At 74.3% G+C, this 19,124-nt stretch carries 16 protein-coding genes; 12 read left to right on the forward strand and 4 right to left on the reverse strand.

Going from position 1 to position 19,124, the window contains the following annotated elements; all coding sequences use genetic code 11:
• Positions 1–34 precede the first annotated feature (34 nt).
• From ACTMS9_RS08880 to ACTMS9_RS08895, 4 genes are read right to left on the reverse strand one after another with little or no spacing between them, the layout of a single operon-like run.
• Positions 35–844 (reverse strand): phosphotransferase, encoded by an 810-nt coding sequence (locus ACTMS9_RS08880; protein WP_441164643.1) that lies wholly within the window; start codon positions 842–844, stop codon positions 35–37.
• On the reverse strand, positions 841–1,635 hold the full coding sequence (locus tag ACTMS9_RS08885) for a TVP38/TMEM64 family protein (protein WP_441145903.1): 795 nt from the start codon (positions 1,633–1,635) through the stop codon (positions 841–843). Before ACTMS9_RS08885 ends, ACTMS9_RS08880 begins: the two co-directional genes overlap by 4 nt.
• On the reverse strand, positions 1,533–2,255 hold the full coding sequence (locus ACTMS9_RS08890; protein ID WP_154943885.1) for a type 1 glutamine amidotransferase: 723 nt from the start codon (positions 2,253–2,255) through the stop codon (positions 1,533–1,535). Before ACTMS9_RS08890 ends, ACTMS9_RS08885 begins: the two co-directional genes overlap by 103 nt.
• Positions 2,245–3,492, reverse strand: a complete 1,248-nt coding sequence (locus ACTMS9_RS08895; RefSeq protein WP_280838264.1) for a MurT ligase domain-containing protein — start codon at positions 3,490–3,492, stop codon at positions 2,245–2,247. The genes ACTMS9_RS08890 and ACTMS9_RS08895 overlap by 11 nt, the downstream gene beginning before the upstream one ends.
• A 357-nt stretch (positions 3,493–3,849) precedes the next feature.
• Here ACTMS9_RS08895 and mraZ point away from each other — a divergent pair, with 357 nt between their 5' ends.
• The 12 genes from mraZ to ftsZ all read left to right on the forward strand — a co-directional run bounded on the left by mraZ (position 3,850) and on the right by ftsZ (position 19,117).
• Entirely contained in the window at positions 3,850–4,281 is a 432-nt protein-coding gene (gene mraZ / locus ACTMS9_RS08900) for a division/cell wall cluster transcriptional repressor MraZ (protein WP_357913325.1), read from the forward strand.
• 212 nt (positions 4,282–4,493) lie between these two features.
• Complete coding sequence (rsmH, locus tag ACTMS9_RS08905) at positions 4,494–5,606, forward strand: 16S rRNA (cytosine(1402)-N(4))-methyltransferase RsmH (RefSeq protein WP_441145217.1); 1,113 nt, start codon at positions 4,494–4,496, stop codon at positions 5,604–5,606.
• Positions 5,603–6,193 (forward strand): hypothetical protein, encoded by a 591-nt coding sequence (locus tag ACTMS9_RS08910; RefSeq protein WP_441145215.1) that lies wholly within the window; start codon positions 5,603–5,605, stop codon positions 6,191–6,193. Before rsmH ends, ACTMS9_RS08910 begins: the two co-directional genes overlap by 4 nt.
• Before the next feature lie 2 nt (positions 6,194–6,195).
• Positions 6,196–8,412 carry a peptidoglycan D,D-transpeptidase FtsI family protein gene (locus tag ACTMS9_RS08915; RefSeq protein WP_441164644.1) on the forward strand — a complete coding sequence of 739 codons (2,217 nt, stop codon included), beginning with the start codon at positions 6,196–6,198 and terminating at the stop codon, positions 8,410–8,412.
• Between the two features lie 52 nt (positions 8,413–8,464).
• Positions 8,465–10,027: a UDP-N-acetylmuramoyl-L-alanyl-D-glutamate--2,6-diaminopimelate ligase gene (locus tag ACTMS9_RS08920; protein ID WP_441164645.1), complete on the forward strand. Its 1,563-nt coding sequence runs from the start codon at positions 8,465–8,467 to the stop codon at positions 10,025–10,027.
• The gene (locus ACTMS9_RS08925; protein ID WP_441145209.1) at positions 10,024–11,424 is read left to right on the forward strand and encodes a UDP-N-acetylmuramoyl-tripeptide--D-alanyl-D-alanine ligase; all 1,401 of its coding nucleotides are present in this window, start codon (positions 10,024–10,026) and stop codon (positions 11,422–11,424) included. Before ACTMS9_RS08920 ends, ACTMS9_RS08925 begins: the two co-directional genes overlap by 4 nt.
• Positions 11,421–12,554, forward strand: a complete 1,134-nt coding sequence (gene mraY / locus ACTMS9_RS08930) for a phospho-N-acetylmuramoyl-pentapeptide-transferase (protein ID WP_154943876.1) — start codon at positions 11,421–11,423, stop codon at positions 12,552–12,554. The genes ACTMS9_RS08925 and mraY overlap by 4 nt, the downstream gene beginning before the upstream one ends.
• A 296-nt stretch (positions 12,555–12,850) precedes the next feature.
• Positions 12,851–14,257, forward strand: a complete 1,407-nt coding sequence (locus tag ACTMS9_RS08935) for an FtsW/RodA/SpoVE family cell cycle protein (protein ID WP_441145901.1) — start codon at positions 12,851–12,853, stop codon at positions 14,255–14,257.
• Positions 14,257–15,363 (forward strand): undecaprenyldiphospho-muramoylpentapeptide beta-N-acetylglucosaminyltransferase, encoded by a 1,107-nt coding sequence (gene murG / locus ACTMS9_RS08940; protein ID WP_441145207.1) that lies wholly within the window; start codon positions 14,257–14,259, stop codon positions 15,361–15,363. Before ACTMS9_RS08935 ends, murG begins: the two co-directional genes overlap by 1 nt.
• Positions 15,364–15,448: 85 nt before the next feature.
• Positions 15,449–16,942, forward strand: coding sequence for a UDP-N-acetylmuramate--L-alanine ligase (murC, locus tag ACTMS9_RS08945; RefSeq protein WP_441145205.1), 1,494 nt, complete (start codon positions 15,449–15,451; stop codon positions 16,940–16,942).
• Positions 16,939–17,757 carry a cell division protein FtsQ/DivIB gene (locus tag ACTMS9_RS08950; protein WP_441145203.1) on the forward strand — a complete coding sequence of 273 codons (819 nt, stop codon included), beginning with the start codon at positions 16,939–16,941 and terminating at the stop codon, positions 17,755–17,757. Before murC ends, ACTMS9_RS08950 begins: the two co-directional genes overlap by 4 nt.
• A gap of 244 nt (positions 17,758–18,001) precedes the next feature.
• Positions 18,002–19,117 carry a cell division protein FtsZ gene (gene ftsZ / locus ACTMS9_RS08955; RefSeq protein WP_334573038.1) on the forward strand — a complete coding sequence of 372 codons (1,116 nt, stop codon included), beginning with the start codon at positions 18,002–18,004 and terminating at the stop codon, positions 19,115–19,117.
• Positions 19,118–19,124 lie beyond the last annotated feature (7 nt).

A 19,124-nucleotide genomic window follows, 5' to 3' on the forward strand; every position in this document is an offset into this window, starting at 1 on the left:
CCGGCACGACACCCGGCCGATGGCGCGGGTGGCTTCAGGCGTGGAGGGTCGACTCCACCGCGCGCCGGTGGGTGTGCAGCCAGTCCTGCCAGCGGCGTACGCCGTCGACCGCGCCGGCCGCGCGCAGCCGGCGCATGCTGGGCTCGTCCCGGTCCGCGCCGGCGTCGATGCCCCGCCAGGTGCCCTCGATCTGGTCGAGCATGACGGTGACCAGCTCATCCCGGGGGAGCGGTACCGGATCCGGTCCGGCGGCGGCCGCGTCGTAGGCGTCGCAGAGCAGCCGGCAGCGCCGGCCCAGCTCAGCCGGGTCGGCGCCCTCGCCCAGCTCCCCCCAGTGCCACGCGGCGAACGCCACGTCGTCGATCCGGCGGCCCGGCGCGGCGAGGTCCCAGTCCAGGAACGCCACCGGCAGCAGCCCGGCGGGCAGGTCCCGGTGCACGGTGTTCTTCGGCGACAGGTCGCGGTGGCAGACCGTCTCCGCGCCGCCGGCCAGAGCGGTGCCGGCGCAGGCGTCGTGCAGGCCCCGGATCAGTTCGGCCAGCCGGGTCAGCGCGGCGTCGGAGAAGAAGGACCGGTCCTCCCGCTCCCGCCACGGCACCCGCCCGGCGAGGTGGCTGAGCACCTGCCGGCCCCGCTCGTCGGTGCCCAGCGGACGGGGCGCCACGTGCGCGCCGACCCGGTCCAGGTGCGCCAACAGGGCGGTGACGAACCCGGCGTTGGCCGGGGGAGTGCGGCGGACGGTGTCGCCGATCCGGACCACCTCGGCGATGAACCCGCCGGCCAGCACCTCCTCGGCAGCGCCGGTCACCTCGGCGCGGCGCGGCGGCCGGTTCCCACCCGTCACGGTCGCGGCTCCGTCGCACCGAGCCGGCGCTGCCGTTCGGCCCGCCACCAGCGGTGGATCAGCACGGCGCTGGCGATCAGGCCGAGGCTGGCGGGGGCGGCGGCGTACCAGTTGACCTCGCCCGGTGAGCTGACCGCCGCGCCGATCGCGGCGTAGCCGAACGCGGTCGGGGCGGAGGCCAGAACGCTGCCGGCGAGGAACGGCAGCACCCGCGCTCCGGTGGTGCCGTAGCCGTAGCTGACCAGGCCGAAGCCGGCGATGGGCAGCAGCCGGACGGTGATCACCCCCAGCACGCTCTGCCGGGCGAACCAGCCGTCGAGCCGGGCCAGCCGGCCCCGGAGGTGTTCCGCGACGAACTCCCGGCCCAGCACCCGGCCGACCGCGAAGCCGATCGCCGCGGCGAGCAGGGCCGCGCCGAGCGCGTACGCGGCGCCCTCCAGGGGGCCGAAGATGGCGCCGGAGGCGAGCGTGACGAAGGTCCGCGGGACCAGCGCGACCAGTAGCACCGCCCCGGCGGCGATCGCCGCGAGCGGGGCGTACCCGCCGAGGGAGTCGGCGAGGCGCGGCAGCCGGGCGACGTCCGGCCGGGGCGCCACCAGCAGCAGCACCCCGAAGCCGGCGAGCAGGAGCAGCAGCGCGGCGAAGCGACGCCCGGACGGCTGGCCGAGCAGCCGCCGGACGGCGTGGATCATGCCCGGTCGGCGGCGGCCACCGCGGCGCGGCGCTCGGAGCGGAGCCGGTCGGCCCAGGTGTCGTCCAGCGGCGGGAGCTGGTGCACCCCGGTGGCCCAGCGCAGCAGCAGGTCGGCCAGGGCCGGGTTGCGGGCCAGCGCCGGCCCGTGCGAGTACGTGCCGAGCAGCTTGCCGCGCCAGGCGCCCTCGGTGGCGCCGTCGTTGCCGACCCCGGCGGTGACCCGGGCCAGCGGCGAGACGCCGGGGCCGAGGTGGGTGCGCCCGCCGTGGTTCTCGAACCCGGACAGCGCCGGTACGCCCAGCCGCGGGTCGATCTCGCCGGCCAGTTCGCCGACGGCCCGGGTGGGGCCGCGGTCGGAGGAGAGGTCGAGCAGCTCCAGCCCGGCGCACTTGGTGCCCTTGGCGAAGAAGGAGGTGCCGAGCAGCTGGTAGCCGGCGCAGACGCCGAAGACCACCGAGCCCTGGGCGACCGCCCGGTGCAGGCCGCCGTCGGCGATCAGCCGCTGGGCGCCCAGCGCCTGCGGGCCGTCCTCACCGCCGCCGATCAGGTAGATGTCGGCGGTCGCGGGCAGCCGCTGGTCGGAGCGGACCTCCAGCACCTCGACCGGCATCCCGCGCAGCTGCGCCCGGCGGGCCAGGATCAGCATGTTGCCCCGGTCGCCGTAGGTGGAGAGCAGGTCGGGGTAGATCCAGACGATGCGCAGGCTCTCAGTTGACACGGTCCAACTCCGCTCGGATGTCCTGGAAGGCGGTGTAGTTCGCAATGACCTCCAGCCGGCCCGGCGGGACCGCCCGGACCGCCTCGTCGAACGTCCGCACGTGCTGGAACGGCACGGCGTTGACGTCGAGCCGGACCGCCAGGTCGTACGCCCGGTCGCCGGTGATCAGCACCTGCCGACCGCGCAGCGGGGCGAAGTCGACGTCGAAGAGCCAGGAGGTGTCCAGCCCGTCGGGGTCGCGGGCGTTGATGGAGAGCAGCGTCGGCGCCACGTCGGCCATGTCGAACGCCTCCAGCCAGCTGGCCGGATTCTTGGCCAGCAGCAGCCGGATGTTGCGCCCGTCCCGGTCGACCTGGGCGTAGCGGCCGGCGACCGAGGTGACCGTGCCCAGCCGGGAGACCGCGTCGACGGGGCGTACCCCGAACTCGGCGGCGACGGCCAGCGCGGTGGCCGCGTTGCCGATGTTGACCTTGCCGGGGAGCTGGAGGGCGACCTTGTGCCAGGCGCCGGTGGGGTCGAGGACGCCCTCGTCCTCCACGGTCCACTGCGGCTCGGGCCGGCGCAGCGGGCAGCCGGTGCACCACCACTGCTCTCCTGAGCGCTGGATGGTGGAGCCGCACTCCGGGCAGACCCAGGAGTCGTCGTGCCAGCGCTGGCCGGCGCTGAACCAGGTGACGTGCGGCGGGTTGACCCCGCGCGCCGGGTCGGCCGGCGGGGTGGCCGCCCAGACCACCATCGGGTCGTCGGCGTTGGCCACCACCCGCACGTCGGCGTGCCGGACCAGCGCCGCGCGCCAGAGCTGCGCCATCATGGCGACCTCCTTGGCCCGGTCCAGCTGGTCGCGGGAGAGGTTGAGCAGCGCCACCACGTGCGGCTCGGTGGCCTCCAGCACCTGCGCGAGGTAGTGCTCGTCGACCTCCAGCACCGCGTACGGGGTGCTGCCCGCCTTGGCCAGGGCGGAGGTGTGGCCGGTCGGCATGTTGGCGCCGAAGGAGTTGGTGGCCACCCGACCGAGCACCCCGACGGCGGCGGCGGCGAGCCGGGTGGTGGTGGTCTTGCCGTTGGTGCCGGAGACCAGCGCGATGGCGCGGCCGGCGGAGAGGTGGGCCAGCAGGTCGGGATCGATCTTCAGCCCGATCCAGCCGCCGATCACCGAGCCGTCGCCCCGGCCGGCGGCGCGCGACAGGGCCGCGGCCGTCCGGGACACGGAGCTGGCCACCTTTGCCCGCAGGGGCATCTTCGCGTCCGTCACCCGAGCGAGGTTACCGGACCCGCACGCCCACCAGATCGCCGCCGACGGCGAACCGTTCGGCCGGACCCTTCTCGGGCGTCCGGTCGCCCCGCGCTCCGCCGGTCGGAGTCGACCCATGTCGGGTAGCGGACGCGGCGCGGGGGGCGCTCCGGCCCTCCACTCCGCTCCACCCCTCCTGACGTGCGCTTTTGCCCGGCGGAGCGGCGCGCCACGCGGGCGTTTCTGGTTGCAGGTGGAGGGAAGTGGAGTAGAGTGGGGCGCGATGGTGAGGCCGGGAGGGCCCACCGGCCCGGGGGGTCAGCGGCGCCGCGAACGCCGCTAAAGGGCGAGGGGGTAGGGCCGATGTTCCTCGGCACCCACACTCCGCGCCTGGACGACAAAGGCCGGTTGATCCTTCCGGCGAAGTTCCGGGACGAGCTGGCGGGGGGTGTCGTGATCACCAAAGGGCAGGAGCGCTGCCTCTACGTCTTCCCCACGCCCGAGTTCCAGCGGATCGCCGACCAGTTGCGCGCGCAGCCCATGACGCACAAGGCGGCCCGGGCCTACAGCCGGGTCTTCTTCGCCAGCGCGCACGACGAGGTCCCCGACAAGCAGGGACGGGTCACCATCCCGGCCCACCTCCGGTCGTACGCCGCGCTCGACCGGGACCTGGTGGTGATCGGGGCGAGCACCCGGGTGGAGATCTGGGACAAGGCGGCCTGGGAGGCCTACCTCGCCGAGAGTGAAGACGACTTCGCCGACATCGAGGAGGGGGTGCTGCCCGGCGGCCTGTAGGGCGTGACGACGCCCGACGTACTGCGAGATCTCCAGCCGCTTTCGAGTTCCTGGCACCCCTTCCCCGGTGCCAGGCGCACGATCAGTCTCCGGGGCCGCGGCCTCGGGAGGCGAAGCGGGAGCGGATGGGGATCTGGCGGTACGACGGCACGGCGTCGTCCGACGAGCAGGGTCGCAGGACCGAACGGAACTTTCAACCAGTGGGGGTCGACATGGGGGAGCTACGCGGCACGCACGTGCCGGTGCTGCTCGAGAGGTGTCTCGAGTTGCTGGCCCCCGCGCTGGACCGGGGTGACCGGACGGTGCACGTCGACGCGACGCTGGGGCTCGCCGGGCACGCCGAGGCGGTGCTGGAACGGCACCCGCGGACGGTGCTGATCGGCCTGGACCGGGACACCGAGGCCCTCGCCCACGCGCGGGTCCGGCTGGCTCGCTTCGCCGACCGGATCCACCTGGTGCACGCCGTCTACGACGAGCTGCCCGAGGTGCTGGAGCAGCTCGGCTACCCGGGCATCGACGGGATCCTGTTCGACCTGGGGGTCTCCTCGTTGCAGCTGGACGCGCCCGACCGCGGGTTCGCGTATGCCCAGGACGCGCCGCTGGACATGCGGATGGACCAGACCCGGGGGGTGACCGCCGAGGAGGTGGTCAACACCTACTCCCACCCGGACCTGGCCCGGGTGCTGCGGGTCTACGGCGAGGAGAAGTTCGCCGGGCGGATCGCCTCGGCGATCATCCGGGAGCGCGAGCGTGGCCGGATCACCTCCTCGGCCCGGCTCGCCGAGCTGGTCAGGGAGAGCATTCCGGCACCAGCCCGGCGAACGGGTGGACACCCGGCCAAGAGAACGTTTCAGGCTTTACGGATCGAGGTAAACAGGGAGCTGGCAGCGCTGGAGGCGGCGCTGCCGGCCGCTCTGGACAAGCTCAACGTGGGCGGCCGCATGGTGGTCCTGTCCTACCACTCGCTGGAGGACCGGCTCACCAAGCAGGCGCTCGCCGACCGGGTCCGCAGTAAGGGCCCGGTCGACCTTCCGGTGGAACTTCCCGGATCGGGCCCGACGTTCCGGCTGCTCAGCCGGGGCGCCGAGCTTCCCGGGGAGGCGGAGGTCGCCGTGAACCCGCGCGCCGCCTCGGTGCGCCTGCGGGCCGCGGAACGACTCGACCCGGCCACCGAGCAGCAGGGGCGGACCGACCGCGAACGGTACCGCCGCCGGGTCAAGGCGATGCACCAACCGGGGACGGGGTCGACGTCGGGTTCCACAGTGGACCGCAGGTCGACGCCGGGGGACGGCAGAGGGACGGACGAAGAGGGGGAGGGGACATGAACGTCAACAAGCGCGACGGCCGGGAGGCTGTCGGGCAGCGCGCACCGCGGTCGGGGGGCCGGACCGCGGCGCAGCGCACCACGCGCGGCGACAAGCCGGCGGACCTCGCCGGCCGGCAGGGGGAGACTCGCGCCCGGGGGGCGCGCGAGTTCCCGGTCCAGGGCAACGCCGCGCTGCGGCCGGCCGAGAAGGTCGCCGAAACCACCGCCGCCCGGCCCCGGCTGCGGGTCGCTCCGCCGCCGCCGGTGCGGGTGCCGCGGGCGCCGTTCGCGGCGCTGATCGTGGTGCTGGTCGTCGGCGGGGTGCTGGGCATCCTGGCCGTCAACACGAAGATCAACGAGAACGCCTTCAAGCTCCAGCAGCTCCAGCAGCAGCAGGCCCGCCTCGACGTGGACGAGCAGCAGCTGAACAAGCAGATCGAGGCGGCCAAGGCGCCGGGCAACCTGACCGCCGAGGCGCGCAAGCTCGGCCTGGTCGAGGCCGGCGAGCCGGCGTACATCCGGCTGCCGGACGGCCGGGTGATCGGCGTGCCGCAGCCCGCCGACGGGCAGCCGGCGATCACCAGCCAGCAGGGCAACGGGGGATAGCAGTGCCGCCGAGATCGGACGAACCGCGCCGGGACCCCACCACGGGCTCCCGGCGCGGCCCGTCCCGGGCCGGCCGGGGCGGGGACCCGCGGACCGGCGAGCCGGGGATCGGCGGGATCTCCGACGCCCGGGCGTACACCCCTCGGGGCCGGACCATCCGGGAGAGCGGCGAGGAGCGGGCCGGCGGCCGTGACGAGCGGTCCGGCCAGCGGCGTACTCCCCGGGCGAGCCGCTCCGGCGACCCGTTCCGCCCGGCGTTGCAGGTGCTCGACGGCGGCCGGGCGGGGGCCCGCGCCGGGCGGCGGGAGGCCGCCCCGGTCGCCCGGGCCGGCGTCATCCGCACCGTCCCGGCCCGGCCGGCCTGGACCGACGACGACGACGAGGAGCTGGCGCCGCCGCGCCGCCGGGCCGGCGGGCGCACCCCGCGCCGGCCGGAGCGTCCGGCGGCCCGCCGCCCCGCCCGCAAGCCGCGCCGGCCGCCGAAGCTGGCCGAGCCGCGCCGCCGGCTGCGGCTGGGCACCATGCTCGTGCTGGCGCTCTTCGTCACCATCGGCATCCGGCTGGTCTTCCTCCAGGCGGTGGACACCCCGGCGTACGCGGGCGGGGGCATCGACTCCCGGCTCACCCGGGTCGACCTGCCGGCCCCGCGCGGCGCCATCGTCGACCGCACCGGCGCGCCGCTGGCCCGCAGCGTCGAGGCCCGGTACGTCTTCGCCGACCCGACCGAGGTCAAGGACCGGGCGACCACGGCCCGGCTGCTCTCCCCGCTGCTCGGCGTGCCCGCCTCCGAGCTGGCCGAGAAGATGAAGCGGCGCGGCCTGCCCGGCGGCGGCGAGTCGCAGTTCCAGTACCTGGCCCGGGGCGTCGACATCCCGAAGGCCAAGCAGATCGAGGCGCTCGACCTCGCCGGCATCGGCACCCACCGCGACGAGCGGCGCGAGGTGCCCGGCGGCGACCTGGCCGCCAACCTGGTCGGCTTCGTCAGCCAGGACATGAACGGCCTGGAGGGGCTGGAGGCGCGCTACGACGACGTGCTCCAGGGCAAGGACGGCCGGCGCGTCTACGAGGCGGGCCAGGGCGACCTGGACGCCCCCATTCCCGGCGGCTACAGCCAGACCACCCCGGCCAAGCCGGGCAGCTCGCTGGTGCTCACCATCGACCGGGACCTGCAGTACCAGGTGCAGCAGGTGCTCGGCCGGCAGATGGCGCAGACCCGGGGCAGCGTCGGCGCGGCCGTGGTGCTGGACGTGGCGACCGGCGAGGTGCTGGCCCAGGCCAGCCACCCCAGCTACAACGCGGCCAACCCGGAGCCGAGCCGGCCGACCGACCGGGAGGACGCGGCGACCAGCTTCGTGGTAGAACCGGGCTCGGTGCACAAGGCGATCACCTTCGGCGCGGCGTTGCAGGAGGGCGTGATCACTCCCGACACCACGCTGCCCGTCCCCAACACCATCACCAAGGGCGACACGACCTTCCCCGACACCCACCCGGCGAACGGCCGGCGGATGACTCTGCCGGGGATGATGGCCTTCTCGTCCAACGTCGGCACCATTCAGATCGCCGACGAGCTGGGCCGGGACCGGCTGATCGACTACCAGAAGCGGTTCGGGCTGGGGCAGCCCACCGGCGAGGGGATGCCGGGGGAGGCCTCCGGGCGGCTGCTGCCCGCCGACGAGTGGAGCGACTCGTCGCACGGGTCGGTGCCGATCGGGCACAGCGTGGACGCCACGCCCCTGCAGATGGCCGCCGCGTACGCCACCATCGCCAACAACGGCACGTACGTCCAGCCGCACCTGATCAAGGAGGTGATCAGCGGGGCGGACGGGAAGCGGACGCCCGCCGGGCCGCCGGTCACCCGACCGGTGCTCAGCCCGGCCAACGCCACCGCGCTGCGCACCATCCTGGAGGCGGTCACCACCGTCGACGGGGCGACCGGCGTGGCCGCGGCGGTGCCCGGCTACCGGGTCGCCGGCAAGACCGGCACCGGCTGGCGGCTGGTCGACGGCGAGAAGCAGCCCGGCGAGGTCGGCTCGTTCATCGGGATGGCCCCGGCGGAGAAGCCCCGGTACGTGGTGGCGGTCTTCGTGTGGAGCCCCGGCGGCGAGGGCGGCACGGTGGCCGCGCCCGCCTTCCGCGAGATGATGGGCTTCACCCTGCGGCATTACCGGGTTCCCCCGTCGGGCGGCAAGGCCCCCAAGTTCGAGGTCTTTCCGCAGTGAACAGCCACGGCGGGACATCATCGGTGAGTGGGGACGAACCACCGGGGCGGCTGTGCGGTCGGAACCGGACGACCGGGTAGGGTCTGACGCCGTGCCCGGCAATCCACGTCCCCGTACCGTGCCCGGAGTCCGGCTCGGCGACCTCGCCGCCCGGCTCGCCGTCGCGCCGCCGGAGGCCGCCGCCGACGTGGCGGTGACCGGGGCGACCCACGCCAGCCAGGAGGTCCGTCCCGGCGACCTGTACGCCGCGCTGCCCGGCGCCCGCCGGCACGGCGCGGAGTTCGCCGCGGCCGCTGCGGCCGCCGGCGCGGTGGCCGCGCTGACCGACCCGGCCGGCGCCGCCGCGGTGACCGCGGCCGGCCTGCCCGCCCTGGTGGTGCCCGACCCCCGGGCGGTGCTCGGCGACCTCGCCTCCGCCGTCTACGGCGACCCGACCGAGGGGCTGACCGTGATCGGGGTCACCGGCACGGCCGGCAAGACCTCGACCGCCTACCTGGTGGAGTCCGGCCTGCGCGCCGCCGGGCACACCACCGGCCTGATCGGCACCGTGGAGACCCGGCTCGGCGATCTGGTGATCGACAGCGTGCGGACCACCCCGGAGGCGACCGACCTGCACGCCATGCTCGCCGCCGCGCGCGAGCGCGGGGTGACCGCGCTGGTCATGGAGGTCTCCAGCCACGCCCTGGCGATGGGGCGGGTCGGCGGGGTCCGGTTCACCGTCGGCGGCTACACCAACTTCGGCTCCGACCACCTCGACTTCCACGCCGACTCGGCCGACTACTTCGCGGCCAAGGCGCGGCTCTTCGACGGCCGCTGCGCCGCCGAGGTGCTCAACTTCGACGACCCGGCGCTGCGCCCGCTGTTCAAGCCCGCCACCATCAGCTACTCGGCGGCCGGCGACCACGCGGCCACCTGGTGGGCCGACGAGGTCGGTGGCGAGGGGTACGCCCAGCGCTTCACCGTCCACGGCCCGGACGGCCTGGCGCTGCCCGCCGGGGTGGCCCTGCCCGGCCGGCACAACGTGGCCAACGCGCTGCTGGCCATCGCCAGCCTGGTCGCCGCCGGGGTCGACCCGGCGGTCGCCGCCGAGGGGGTGGCCGCCTGCGGCGGCGTCCCGGGGCGGCTGGAGCTGGTCAGCGCCGCCGGTCCGGTGCGCGGCGTGGTCGACTACGCACACAAGTCCGACGCCATCGTGGCCGCCCTGGCCGCGCTGCGCGAGCTGAGCGCGGGTCGGCTGATCTGCGTCATCGGCGCGGGTGGTGACCGGGACCGGGGCAAGCGGCCGGTGATGGGCGCCGCCGCGGCGCGGGGCGCCGACGTGGTGCTGGTGACCGACGACAACCCGCGCACCGAGGACCCGGCCGCGATCCGGGCCGAGGTGCTCGCCGGGGCGTACGCGGCCGGTGCCCCCGCCCGGATCATCGAGGCCCCGGGCCGGCGGGCCGCCATCGCCGAGGCGGTCCGGCTCGCCGAGCCCGGCGACGTGGTGGCGGTGCTCGGCAAGGGCCACGAGCGTGGCCAGGAGGTCGCCGGCGAGGTGCACCCGTTCGACGACCGGGTGGAGCTGGCGGAGGCGCTCGGCGCCCGCTTCGGGGACCTGGCGGGTCGACGGTGATCCCGCTGAGCCTGGCCGAGGTCGCCTCGGCCGTCGACGGCCGCCTCGTCGGCGCCGACCCGGCGGCCCGGGTCACCGGCCCGGTCGAGTTCGACTCGCGCAAGGTCACCGCCGGGGCGCTCTTCGTCGCCTTCCCCGGCGAGAAGGTCGACGGACACGACTACGCGGCCGGCGCGGTGGACGCCGGCGCGGTGGCGGTGCTCGGCACCCGAGAGGTGCCCGGGGTGCCGATGGTGCTGGTGGGAGACGCCCTGACCGCGATGGGCCGGTTGGCCCGCGCGGTGGTCGGGCGGCTGCCGCAGCTGACCGTGATCGGGCTGACCGGCTCGTCGGGCAAGACCACCACCAAGGACCTGATCGCCCAGCTCACCGTCCGGCTCGGCCCGACCGTGGCCCCGCCCGGCTCGTTCAACAACGAGCTGGGGCACCCGTACACGGCGTTGCAGGCCACGCCGGAGACCCGCTTCCTGGTGATGGAGAAGGGCGCCCGGGGGATCGGGCACGTGCGCTACCTGTGCGACGTGGTGCCGCCGCGGATCTCCGTGGTGCTCAACGTCGGGGTCGCGCACATCGGCGAGTTCGGCTCGGTGGAGAACATCGCCCTGGCCAAGGGGGAACTGGTCGAGGCGCTGCCGGCCGACGGGCTGGCCGTGCTCAACGCCGACGACCCGCTGGTCGACGCGATGGCCGCGCGCACCGGCGCCCGGGTGGTCCGGTACGGCGAGGCCGCGCACGCCGACGTCCGGGCGGTCGACGTGTCGCTGGACGACCGGGGCCGGCCGTCGTACACCCTGGTCACCCCGGAGGGAAGCGCCCCGGTGCGGCTCGGGCTGACCGGCCGGCACCAGGTCTCCAACTCGCTGGCCGCGGCGGCGGTGGCGCGCGAGCTCGGGATGCCGCTGGCCGAGGTGGCCGGCGCCCTGGGTGAGCTGGGGCTGGTCTCCACCCGCCGGATGGACGTCTTCGACCGGCCCGACGGGGTGACCGTGATCGACGACTCGTACAACGCCAACCCGGCCTCGATGGCGGTGGCGCTGCGCGCCCTTGCCGGCATGCGCCGCGAAGGGCGTATCTTTGCCGCGCTCGGCTACATGGCCGAGTTGGGCGACTTCGAACGCGACGGGCACCGGGAGGTGGGCCGGCTCGCGGCGGAGTTGGGCGTGGACCGGCTGCTCGTGGTGGGTGAGCCGGCGGCGCCGATCCACGAGGGCGCGACAGCGGTAAGTGACTGGGGAGGAGAGTCGGTGCTGCTCACCGATCAGGCGGCGGCCGTCGAGGTGCTGCGCAGCGAGCTACGACCGGGCGACGTCGTCCTGGTGAAGGGCTCCCGGTACCGCACCTGGGAGGTGGCCGACGCCCTGCGCGCCGGCGCCACCGGGAACGGGGACGCCGCATGAGGGCGGTGATCATCGCCGTCGGCGTGGCGTTCCTGATCTCGCTGCTCGGCACCCCGATCGCGATCAAGGTGTTCACCCGGCTCAAGGCCGGCCAGCCGATCCGGGCCGAGGGCCCGGCGATGCACCAGGGCAAGAAGGGCACGCCGACGATGGGCGGCGTGGTCTTCATCCTGGCCACGGTGATCGCGTACGTCGCCGGTCACCTGGCCCTGACCACGCTGCCGGACGCGCAGATCGCCCAGGTCGAGCCGACCATCACGGCGCTGGTGCTGCTGGGGCTGATGGTCTTCTCCGGGGCGGTCGGCTTCATCGACGACTTCCTCAAGGTCCGCAAGCGGCACAGCGGCGGTCTCAACAAGCGCGGCAAGCTCTTCGGGCAGATCCTGGTCGGCGCGATCTTCGGGGTGGTGGCGCTCTACTTCCCGAGCACGATGACCGACGCCAGCGGCGCGGCGACCAACACCGAGACCGTCGGGGCCACCACGCTCAGCTTCATCCGGGACATCCCGGCGCTGGAGATCGGCAAGATCGCCTCGGTGATCGTCATCATCTTCGTGGTGATGGCCGCCACCAACGGGGTGAACCTCACCGACGGCCTCGACGGCCTCGCCACCGGCGCCTCGGTGATGGTCCTGGCCGCGTACGCCTTGATCGCGTTCTGGCAGTACCGGCACTGGTGCGCCGACCCGACCTACACCGCCAACCCGAACAACTACTGCTACGCGGTGCGGGATCCGCTGGAGATCGCGCTGATCGCCGGGGCGGCGGCCGGCGCCTGCGTCGGCTTCCTGTGGTGGAACACCTCGCCCGCCCGGATCTTCATGGGCGACACCGGCGCGCTCGGCCTGGGCGGTCTGATCGCCGGCATGGCGATGTCCACCCGGACGATCCTGCTGCTGCCGATCATCGGCGGGCTGTTCGTGATCATCACCATGTCGGTGGTGATCCAGATCATCTCCTTCCGGACCACCGGCAAGCGGGTGTTCCGGATGTCGCCGTTGCAGCACCACTTCGAACTCGCCGGCTGGAGCGAGGTCAACATCGTGGTGCGGTTCTGGATTATCGCCGGGATCGGCGTCGCCATCGCCCTCGGCCTGTTCTACAGCGACTTCCTGGCCAGCATGGGCTGAGTCGCCGACACCGGCCCGGCCGGGCCCGGCCGGGCCGGTGTCGGCCGGGGCGCGCCGCGAGCGTCGCGTACGGGGGTCCCTCATAGCCGAGGGGCCCCCGTTCCGCATTCCGACACGCCGACCGGGCCGAACGGCGGGAACGGGCCCGGCGAAGCGGCGATGATGGGCTCGTGGGGGAGGACCGAGGCGGCACCGGCACGACGACGACGGCGGAGACCCAGGCACGGCGGGGCGCGGGCGCGGGGCGTACCGCCGACCCGCCGGCGTCGATCACCGGCCTGGACGCGGCCGGCGGCCTGGCGGCGCTGCGCGGCCTGCTGGCCCGCCCGCTGGCCTCCTACTACCTGCTGCTCTCCAGCGCCGGCCTGCTGCTGCTGATCGGCCTGGCCATGGTCTTCTCGGCGACCAGCGTGAGGGACTACGCCGAGGCCGGCGACGCCTCGGCGTCGGTGACCAAGCAGGCCGTCTTCGCGGTGATCGGCATCGTCGCGTTCTGGGCCTGCCAGCGGCTGCCGGCCAGCACCTTCCGCTCGCTCGGCCGGCCGGTGCTGGGTGCGGCGGTGGTGCTGCTGCTGGTGCTCAACCTGCTGCTGGCCCTGGACTCGCTGTTCAAGATCAAGGCGCTCGGGCCGCTGCGGGCCAACCTGCTCTGGCTCTACCTTGGCCCGATCCAGGTGCAGCCCTCCGAGCTGGCCAAGCTCGCGTTGGTGCTCTGGGGGGCGCACGTGATCGCCCGCAAGGGCGCCGCGCTCGGCTGGTGGAAGGAGCTGGCCACCCCGCTCTTCCCGGTGGTCGGGCTGCTCTTCGTGCTGGTCGGCTACAACGACCTGGGCACCATGCTCTGCCTGCTGGCGATCGTGGTCGGGCTGCTCTGGGCGGCCGGGGTGCGGATGCGGGTGTTCGCCGCGCTCTCCGCGGTGGGCCTGCTCGGCATCGGCGTGCTGGTGGCGGTGGCCTCACTCGGCGCCGGTTCCGGCGCGGTCGGCGAGGAGAACTACCGGCTGGCCCGGTTGACCTCGTTCATCAGCCCGCCCGACCCGGCCACCTGCCTGGAGACCGGCTGCTGGCAGCTCGTCCAGGCCCGCAACGCCATCGAGCACGGCGGCTGGTTCGGCGTCGGGCTGGGCAAGAGCAGCGCGAAGTTCGGCTGGCTGCCGGCGGCGCACAACGACTTCATCTTCGCGGTGATCGCCGAGGAGCTCGGGGTGGTCGGCTGCACCGTCATCCTGGTGCTCTTCGCCGTGCTCGCCTACACCGGGCTGCGCGTCGCGCGGCGGGTCGAAGACCCGTTCCGCCGGCTCGCCGCCGCCGCGATCACCGCGTGGCTGGTCGGCCAGGCCGTGATCAACATCGGCGGCGTGATCGGCCTGCTGCCGCTGACCGGCGTGCCGCTGCCGTTCATCTCCGACGGCGGCAGCGCCCTGGTCGTGACGCTGGCGGCGGTCGGCATCCTCGCCTCGTTCGCCCGCGCCGAGCCCGACGCCGCGCGAGCCCTGCATGCCCGTCCGCCCGCCCGGTGGGTCCGACTACTCTGGGCCCCGTTGCCGCCGCTTCCCGGCCGGCGCCGCCGCCCGGCGACGCCACCGGCTGCCCGAGGGTCCGTGCCCCGGTCGCGAGCGCGGCGGGAGGACGACCAGGCCGCACCGCGCGGTGGCCGGCAGGGCCGGACCCGGGGCGGTACGGCGAGCGAGAGGAGACGCTGATGGGTCCGCTGCGTTCGGTGGTGCTCTGTGGAGGGGGTACGGGTGGCCACATCTACCCGCTGCTCGCCTTCGCCGACTGCCTGCGCCGACACGACCCGGGCGTCCGGATCACCTGTCTGGGCACGCCGAAGGGCCTGGAGAACGAGCTGATCCCGCCGGCCGGCTACGACCTGCGGCAGATCCCGGCGTACCAGCTGCCGCGCTCGGTCAACATGAGCCTGGTGCGCACCCCGGACCGGATGTGGAAGGCGGCCCGCGCCGCGGGCAAGGTGATCGACGAGGTGCAGGCCGACGCGGTGGTCGGCTTCGGCGGGTACGTCTCCGTCCCCGGCTACCTCGCCGCCTGGCGCCGCGAGCTGCCGATCGTCATCCACGAGGTGAACGTGCCACCGGGCGTGGCCAACCGGCTCGGCATGAAGTTCACCAAGAACGTCGCGGTCGGCTTCCCGCACCAGCCCGCGCAGGCCGAGTCGCTGCGCGACGCCCGGGTGGTCGGCGTGCCGCTGCGTCGGGGCATCGCCGGGCTGGACCGGGTCGCCATGCGCAACGCGGCTCGCGCCCACTTTGGACTCCGCCCCGACCTGCCGGTGCTCTTCGTCGCCGGCGGTTCGCAGGGCGCCCGCTCGATCAACCTGGCGGTCTCGGGCGCGGCCAAGGAACTGGCCCGCAACGGCGTACAGGTGCTGCACGTGATGGGTGCCCGCAACGAGCCGGTGCCGGTCCCCACCGACCTGCCGGTGCCGTACGTGGCCCTGCCCTACCTGTCCGAGATGGAGCTGGGCTACGCCGCCGCCGACCTGATGCTGGGCCGGGGCGGGGCGATGACCTGCGCCGAGGTGGCCGCCATCGGCCTGCCCACCATCTACGTGCCGTACCCGCACAGCAACCAGGAGCAGAAGCGCAACGCGCTGCCCGTGGTGGAGGCCGGCGGCGGGCTGCTCGTCGACGACGCCGAGCTGACCCCGGACTGGCTGGAGCGGACGGTCATCCCGCTGGTCCGCGACCCCCGCCGGCTCGCCGCGATGGGCGCGGCCGCGGCCGGGTACGGGCGACGCGACGGCGACGTCGCGCTGCTGAACTTCGTCTACGAGGCGGTGGCTCGGTGAGCGCGAAAAGTGAGCTTGCGAGCCCCGCAGTCGCGAACGACGGTGGCGCGATGACGCCGGCCACCGCGACGGGAAGGTACCTGGCATGAACACCGCGCAGTTCACCCCGGCCGGCACGCTCACCGCCGAGGACCTGGGCCGGATCCACCTGATCGGGGTGGGCGGGGTCGGCATGAGCGGCCTGGCCCGGCTCTTCCTCACCCGTGGCCTGCCGGTCTCCGGCAGCGAGCTGCGCGAGTGGCCGTCGCTGGCCGGGCTGCGGGCGCTCGGCGGGACGATCCACATGAGCCACGAGGCGAGCAACCTCGACGGCGTGGACACCGTGGTCTACTCCTCGGCCATTCCGCAGGACCACCTGGAGATGGTCGAGGCCCGCCGGCGCGGCCTGCGGGTGCTGCACCGCTCGGAGGCCCTCGCCGCGGCGATGACCGGCCGCCGGACGGTGGCGGTCGCCGGCACCCACGGCAAGACCACCACCACCTCGATGGTCACCATGGTGCTCCAGCAGGCCGGGACGGACCCGTCCTTCGTCATCGGCGGGGAGATCTCCGAGGTCGGCTCCGGCGCGCACCACGGCACCGGCGAGTACTTCGTGGTCGAGGCGGACGAGAGCGACCGCTCGTTCCTGATCTACCGCCCGTACGTCTCGATCATCACCAACATCGAGGCGGACCACCTCAACACCTACGGCGACCTGGCCAACCTGGAGGCGACCTTCGCCGAGTTCGCCCGGCTCACCGACCCGGACGGCTTCATCATCACCTGCGCCGACGACCCGGGCGGCCGCCGGCTGGCCGAGACGCTGCGCGCGGAGGGCCGCCGGGTGCACACCTACGGCCTGTCTCCCGACGCCGACCTGCGGCTGGACGACATGGCCTCCACCGCGCAGGGGGTGCGCTTCCTGGCCGAGGTCGACGGCCGCTCGCTGGGCGAGATCCGGCTGCCGGTGCCGGGGCGGCACATGGGGCTCAACAGCGCCTCCGCGGTGCTCACCGCGTACCTGCTCGGGCTGCCCGTCGAGGCGGCCGAGGCGGCGCTGGGCGCCTTCCCCGGCGTACGCCGGCGCTTCGAGCGCAAGGGCGTCGCGGACGGCGTGCTGGTCTACGACGAGTACGCGTACCACCCGACCTCGATGACGCTGGCGTTGCAGACGCTGCGCGAGGTGGCCGGGGACGGCCGGCTGATCGTGGTCTTCCAGCCCTACCGGCTCTACCGCACCCGGGACCTCCAGGCGGAGATCGCCGGGGCCCTGGGCATCGCCGACGAGCTGGTGCTGCTGGAGGTCTTCGGGCCGGGTGAGCTGCGCCAGCCGGGGGAGGGCTCCGCGGCCCTGGTCGAGGCGGTGCCGCTGGACGCCGCGCACAAGGTGTTCGTCGACTCGTGGGAGGACGCTCCGGTGGAGGTGGCCCGGCGGGCCCGCCCCGGCGACGTGGTGGTGACCATGGGCGCCCCGCCAATCTCCCTGATGGGCGACCAGCTGATCGACGCCCTCACCGCGCGGGCCTCCGGCGGCGCCGCCGACCCGACGGCCCTCGGCGTGGCCGTCGACCCGGACGGCGCGGCCTCCGCCGCCGGATGAGCCCGGGTCCGGCGCGGGGCCGTACCGCCGGCACGGACGGCGGCGGCCCCCGGCGTAACCCGGTCCGGCGCTGGCAGCTCGTCCGGGCCGGCAGCGACGCGGTCCCGCCGTCCACCCGGCGGTTCATGGCCCGGGCGCGGCAGCGGCGGATGCGCGCGGCCCTGCCCTGGGCGGTGGCCGCCGCGGTGCTCGCCGTGGCCACGCTGGTCGCCTGGACGGTGCTCGGCACCGGGCTGTTCGGGGTCCGCGAGGTGCGGGTGGTCGGCGCGGAGCTGGTCACCCCGGTCGAGGTGCGGGAGGCCGCGGGGGTCCCGGACGGGGTCCCACTGGCCCGGGTGGACCTGGCCGCGACCGGCCGCCGGATCGGCGCGCTGGCCCCGGTCGAGCGGGCCACGGTGACACGGGACTGGCCGGGCACGCTGGTGGTGACGGTGGTGGAGCGGACCGGGGTCGCGGCGGTGCCCCGGGACGGGCAGTTCGTCGTGCTCGACGCCGACGGGGTGGTGTTCCGGACGGTGCCGCGCGCCCCCGACGGCCTGCCGGTGGTCCGGCTGGCCACCCCCGGCCCGGACGACCCGGGCACCCGGGCCGCGCTGGAGGTGCTGGCGGTGCTCACCCCGCCGCTGCGCGCGGAGCTGACCGAGCTCACCGTGCAGGGGCTGGCCCGGATCAGCCTCACCCTCCGTGGCGATCGGACGGTCGTCTGGGGGGACGCGACCCGGGGGGCGGACAAGGCGCGGGTGGCCACCGCGCTGTTGGGTCGCAAGGCCGACACGATCGACGTCAGCGCGCCCGACGTGGTGACCTTCAAGTGATTCGCCGACGCCGGACGTGAGCCGTCCCGCCAATGGCGGCGACACGCCGGGCAGGTCCTTGGCTCTCGGCGTGGGGGCGCTTACGTTGCCCCGAAGAGGATCAGTGGTTGACATAACTGTAAGCCTCTAGTAGAGGGTGAGGGTTTACTCCTGATCCTCTGTGGTGACAGCTGTCGTCGACCGTCGGTCTGGTCACGCCGTACCCGGTCGGGGCGATGCCAATCTCGAAGGGAAAGGACCGGAGATGACACCTCCGCACAACTACCTGGCGGTCATCAAGGTCGTCGGCATCGGGGGCGGCGGCGTCAACGCCGTCAACCGGATGATCGAGGTTGGGCTCAAGGGCGTCGAGTTCATCGCGATCAACACCGATGCGCAGGCGCTGCTGATGAGTGACGCCGACGTCAAGCTCGACGTCGGCCGGGAGTTGACCCGGGGCCTCGGCGCCGGCGCCAACCCGGACGTCGGCAAGAACGCCGCCGAGGACCACCGCGACGAGATCGAGGAGGTCCTCAAGGGCGCCGACATGGTCTTCGTGACCTGCGGCGAGGGCGGCGGCACCGGCACCGGCGGCGCGCCGGTGGTGGCGAACATCGCCCGCAAGCTCGGCGCGCTCACCATCGGCGTGGTGACCCGGCCGTTCTCCTTCGAGGGCAAGCGCCGCCAGGTGCAGGCCGAGTCCGGCATAGACGAGCTGCGCAACCAGTGCGACACGCTGATCGTCATCCCGAACGACCGGCTGCTGGCGCTCGGCGACCGCAACATCTCCATGATGGACGCCTTCCGCACCGCCGACCAGGTGCTGCTCTCCGGTGTCCAGGGCATCACCGACCTGATCACCACGCCGGGTCTGATCAACCTGGACTTCGCCGACGTCAAGAGCGTGATGAGCGGCGCCGGCAGCGCGTTGATGGGCATCGGCAGCGCCCGCGGCGAGAACCGCGCGGTGGAGGCGGCCGAGGCGGCCATCTCCAGCCCGCTGCTGGAGCAGAGCATGGACGGCGCGCGGGGCGTGCTGCTCTCCATCGCCGGCGGCTCCGACCTGGGCCTGTTCGAGATCAACGACGCCGCCCAGCTGGTCACCGACGCGGCGCACCCGGACGCCAACATCATCTTCGGCGCGGTCATCGACGACGCGCTGGGCGACGAGGTCCGGGTCACCGTCATCGCGGCCGGCTTCGACGGCGGCGCGCCGTCGTACAAGGCGGCCGAGGCGCCGCGCAAGACCAACCAGAACCAGCCGGCGCCGCAGAACCCGCCGGTCGCGCCGCCGACCACCCTGCCGGCCCAGCAGCAGTCGCCGCGCCGGGTGCTCTTCGACGACGTCGACGTGCCCGACTTCCTCAAGAACGGTTCCTGAGCTCCGC

It is taken from the genome of Micromonospora sp. L31 (genome assembly GCF_052068075.1).
Classification (GTDB): Bacteria; Actinomycetota; Actinomycetes; order Mycobacteriales; family Micromonosporaceae; genus Micromonospora; species Micromonospora purpureochromogenes.

What these genes read in the sequence shown, in the direction of transcription:
- ACTMS9_RS08895 (WP_280838264.1), bottom strand. Translation starts at nt 3,492, where the DNA reads ATGCCCCTGCGGGCAAAGGTGGCCAGCTCCGTGTCCCGGACGGCCGCG.
- mraZ (WP_357913325.1), top strand. Translation starts at nt 3,850, where the DNA reads ATGTTCCTCGGCACCCACACTCCGCGCCTGGACGACAAAGGCCGGTTG.
- rsmH (WP_441145217.1), top strand. Translation starts at nt 4,494, where the DNA reads ATGGGGGAGCTACGCGGCACGCACGTGCCGGTGCTGCTCGAGAGGTGT.
- ACTMS9_RS08910 (WP_441145215.1), top strand. Translation starts at nt 5,603, where the DNA reads ATGAACGTCAACAAGCGCGACGGCCGGGAGGCTGTCGGGCAGCGCGCA.
- mraY (WP_154943876.1), top strand. Translation starts at nt 11,421, where the DNA reads ATGAGGGCGGTGATCATCGCCGTCGGCGTGGCGTTCCTGATCTCGCTG.
- murG (WP_441145207.1), top strand. Translation starts at nt 14,257, where the DNA reads ATGGGTCCGCTGCGTTCGGTGGTGCTCTGTGGAGGGGGTACGGGTGGC.
- murC (WP_441145205.1), top strand. Translation starts at nt 15,449, where the DNA reads ATGAACACCGCGCAGTTCACCCCGGCCGGCACGCTCACCGCCGAGGAC.
- ACTMS9_RS08950 (WP_441145203.1), top strand. Translation starts at nt 16,939, where the DNA reads ATGAGCCCGGGTCCGGCGCGGGGCCGTACCGCCGGCACGGACGGCGGC.
- ftsZ (WP_334573038.1), top strand. Translation starts at nt 18,002, where the DNA reads ATGACACCTCCGCACAACTACCTGGCGGTCATCAAGGTCGTCGGCATC.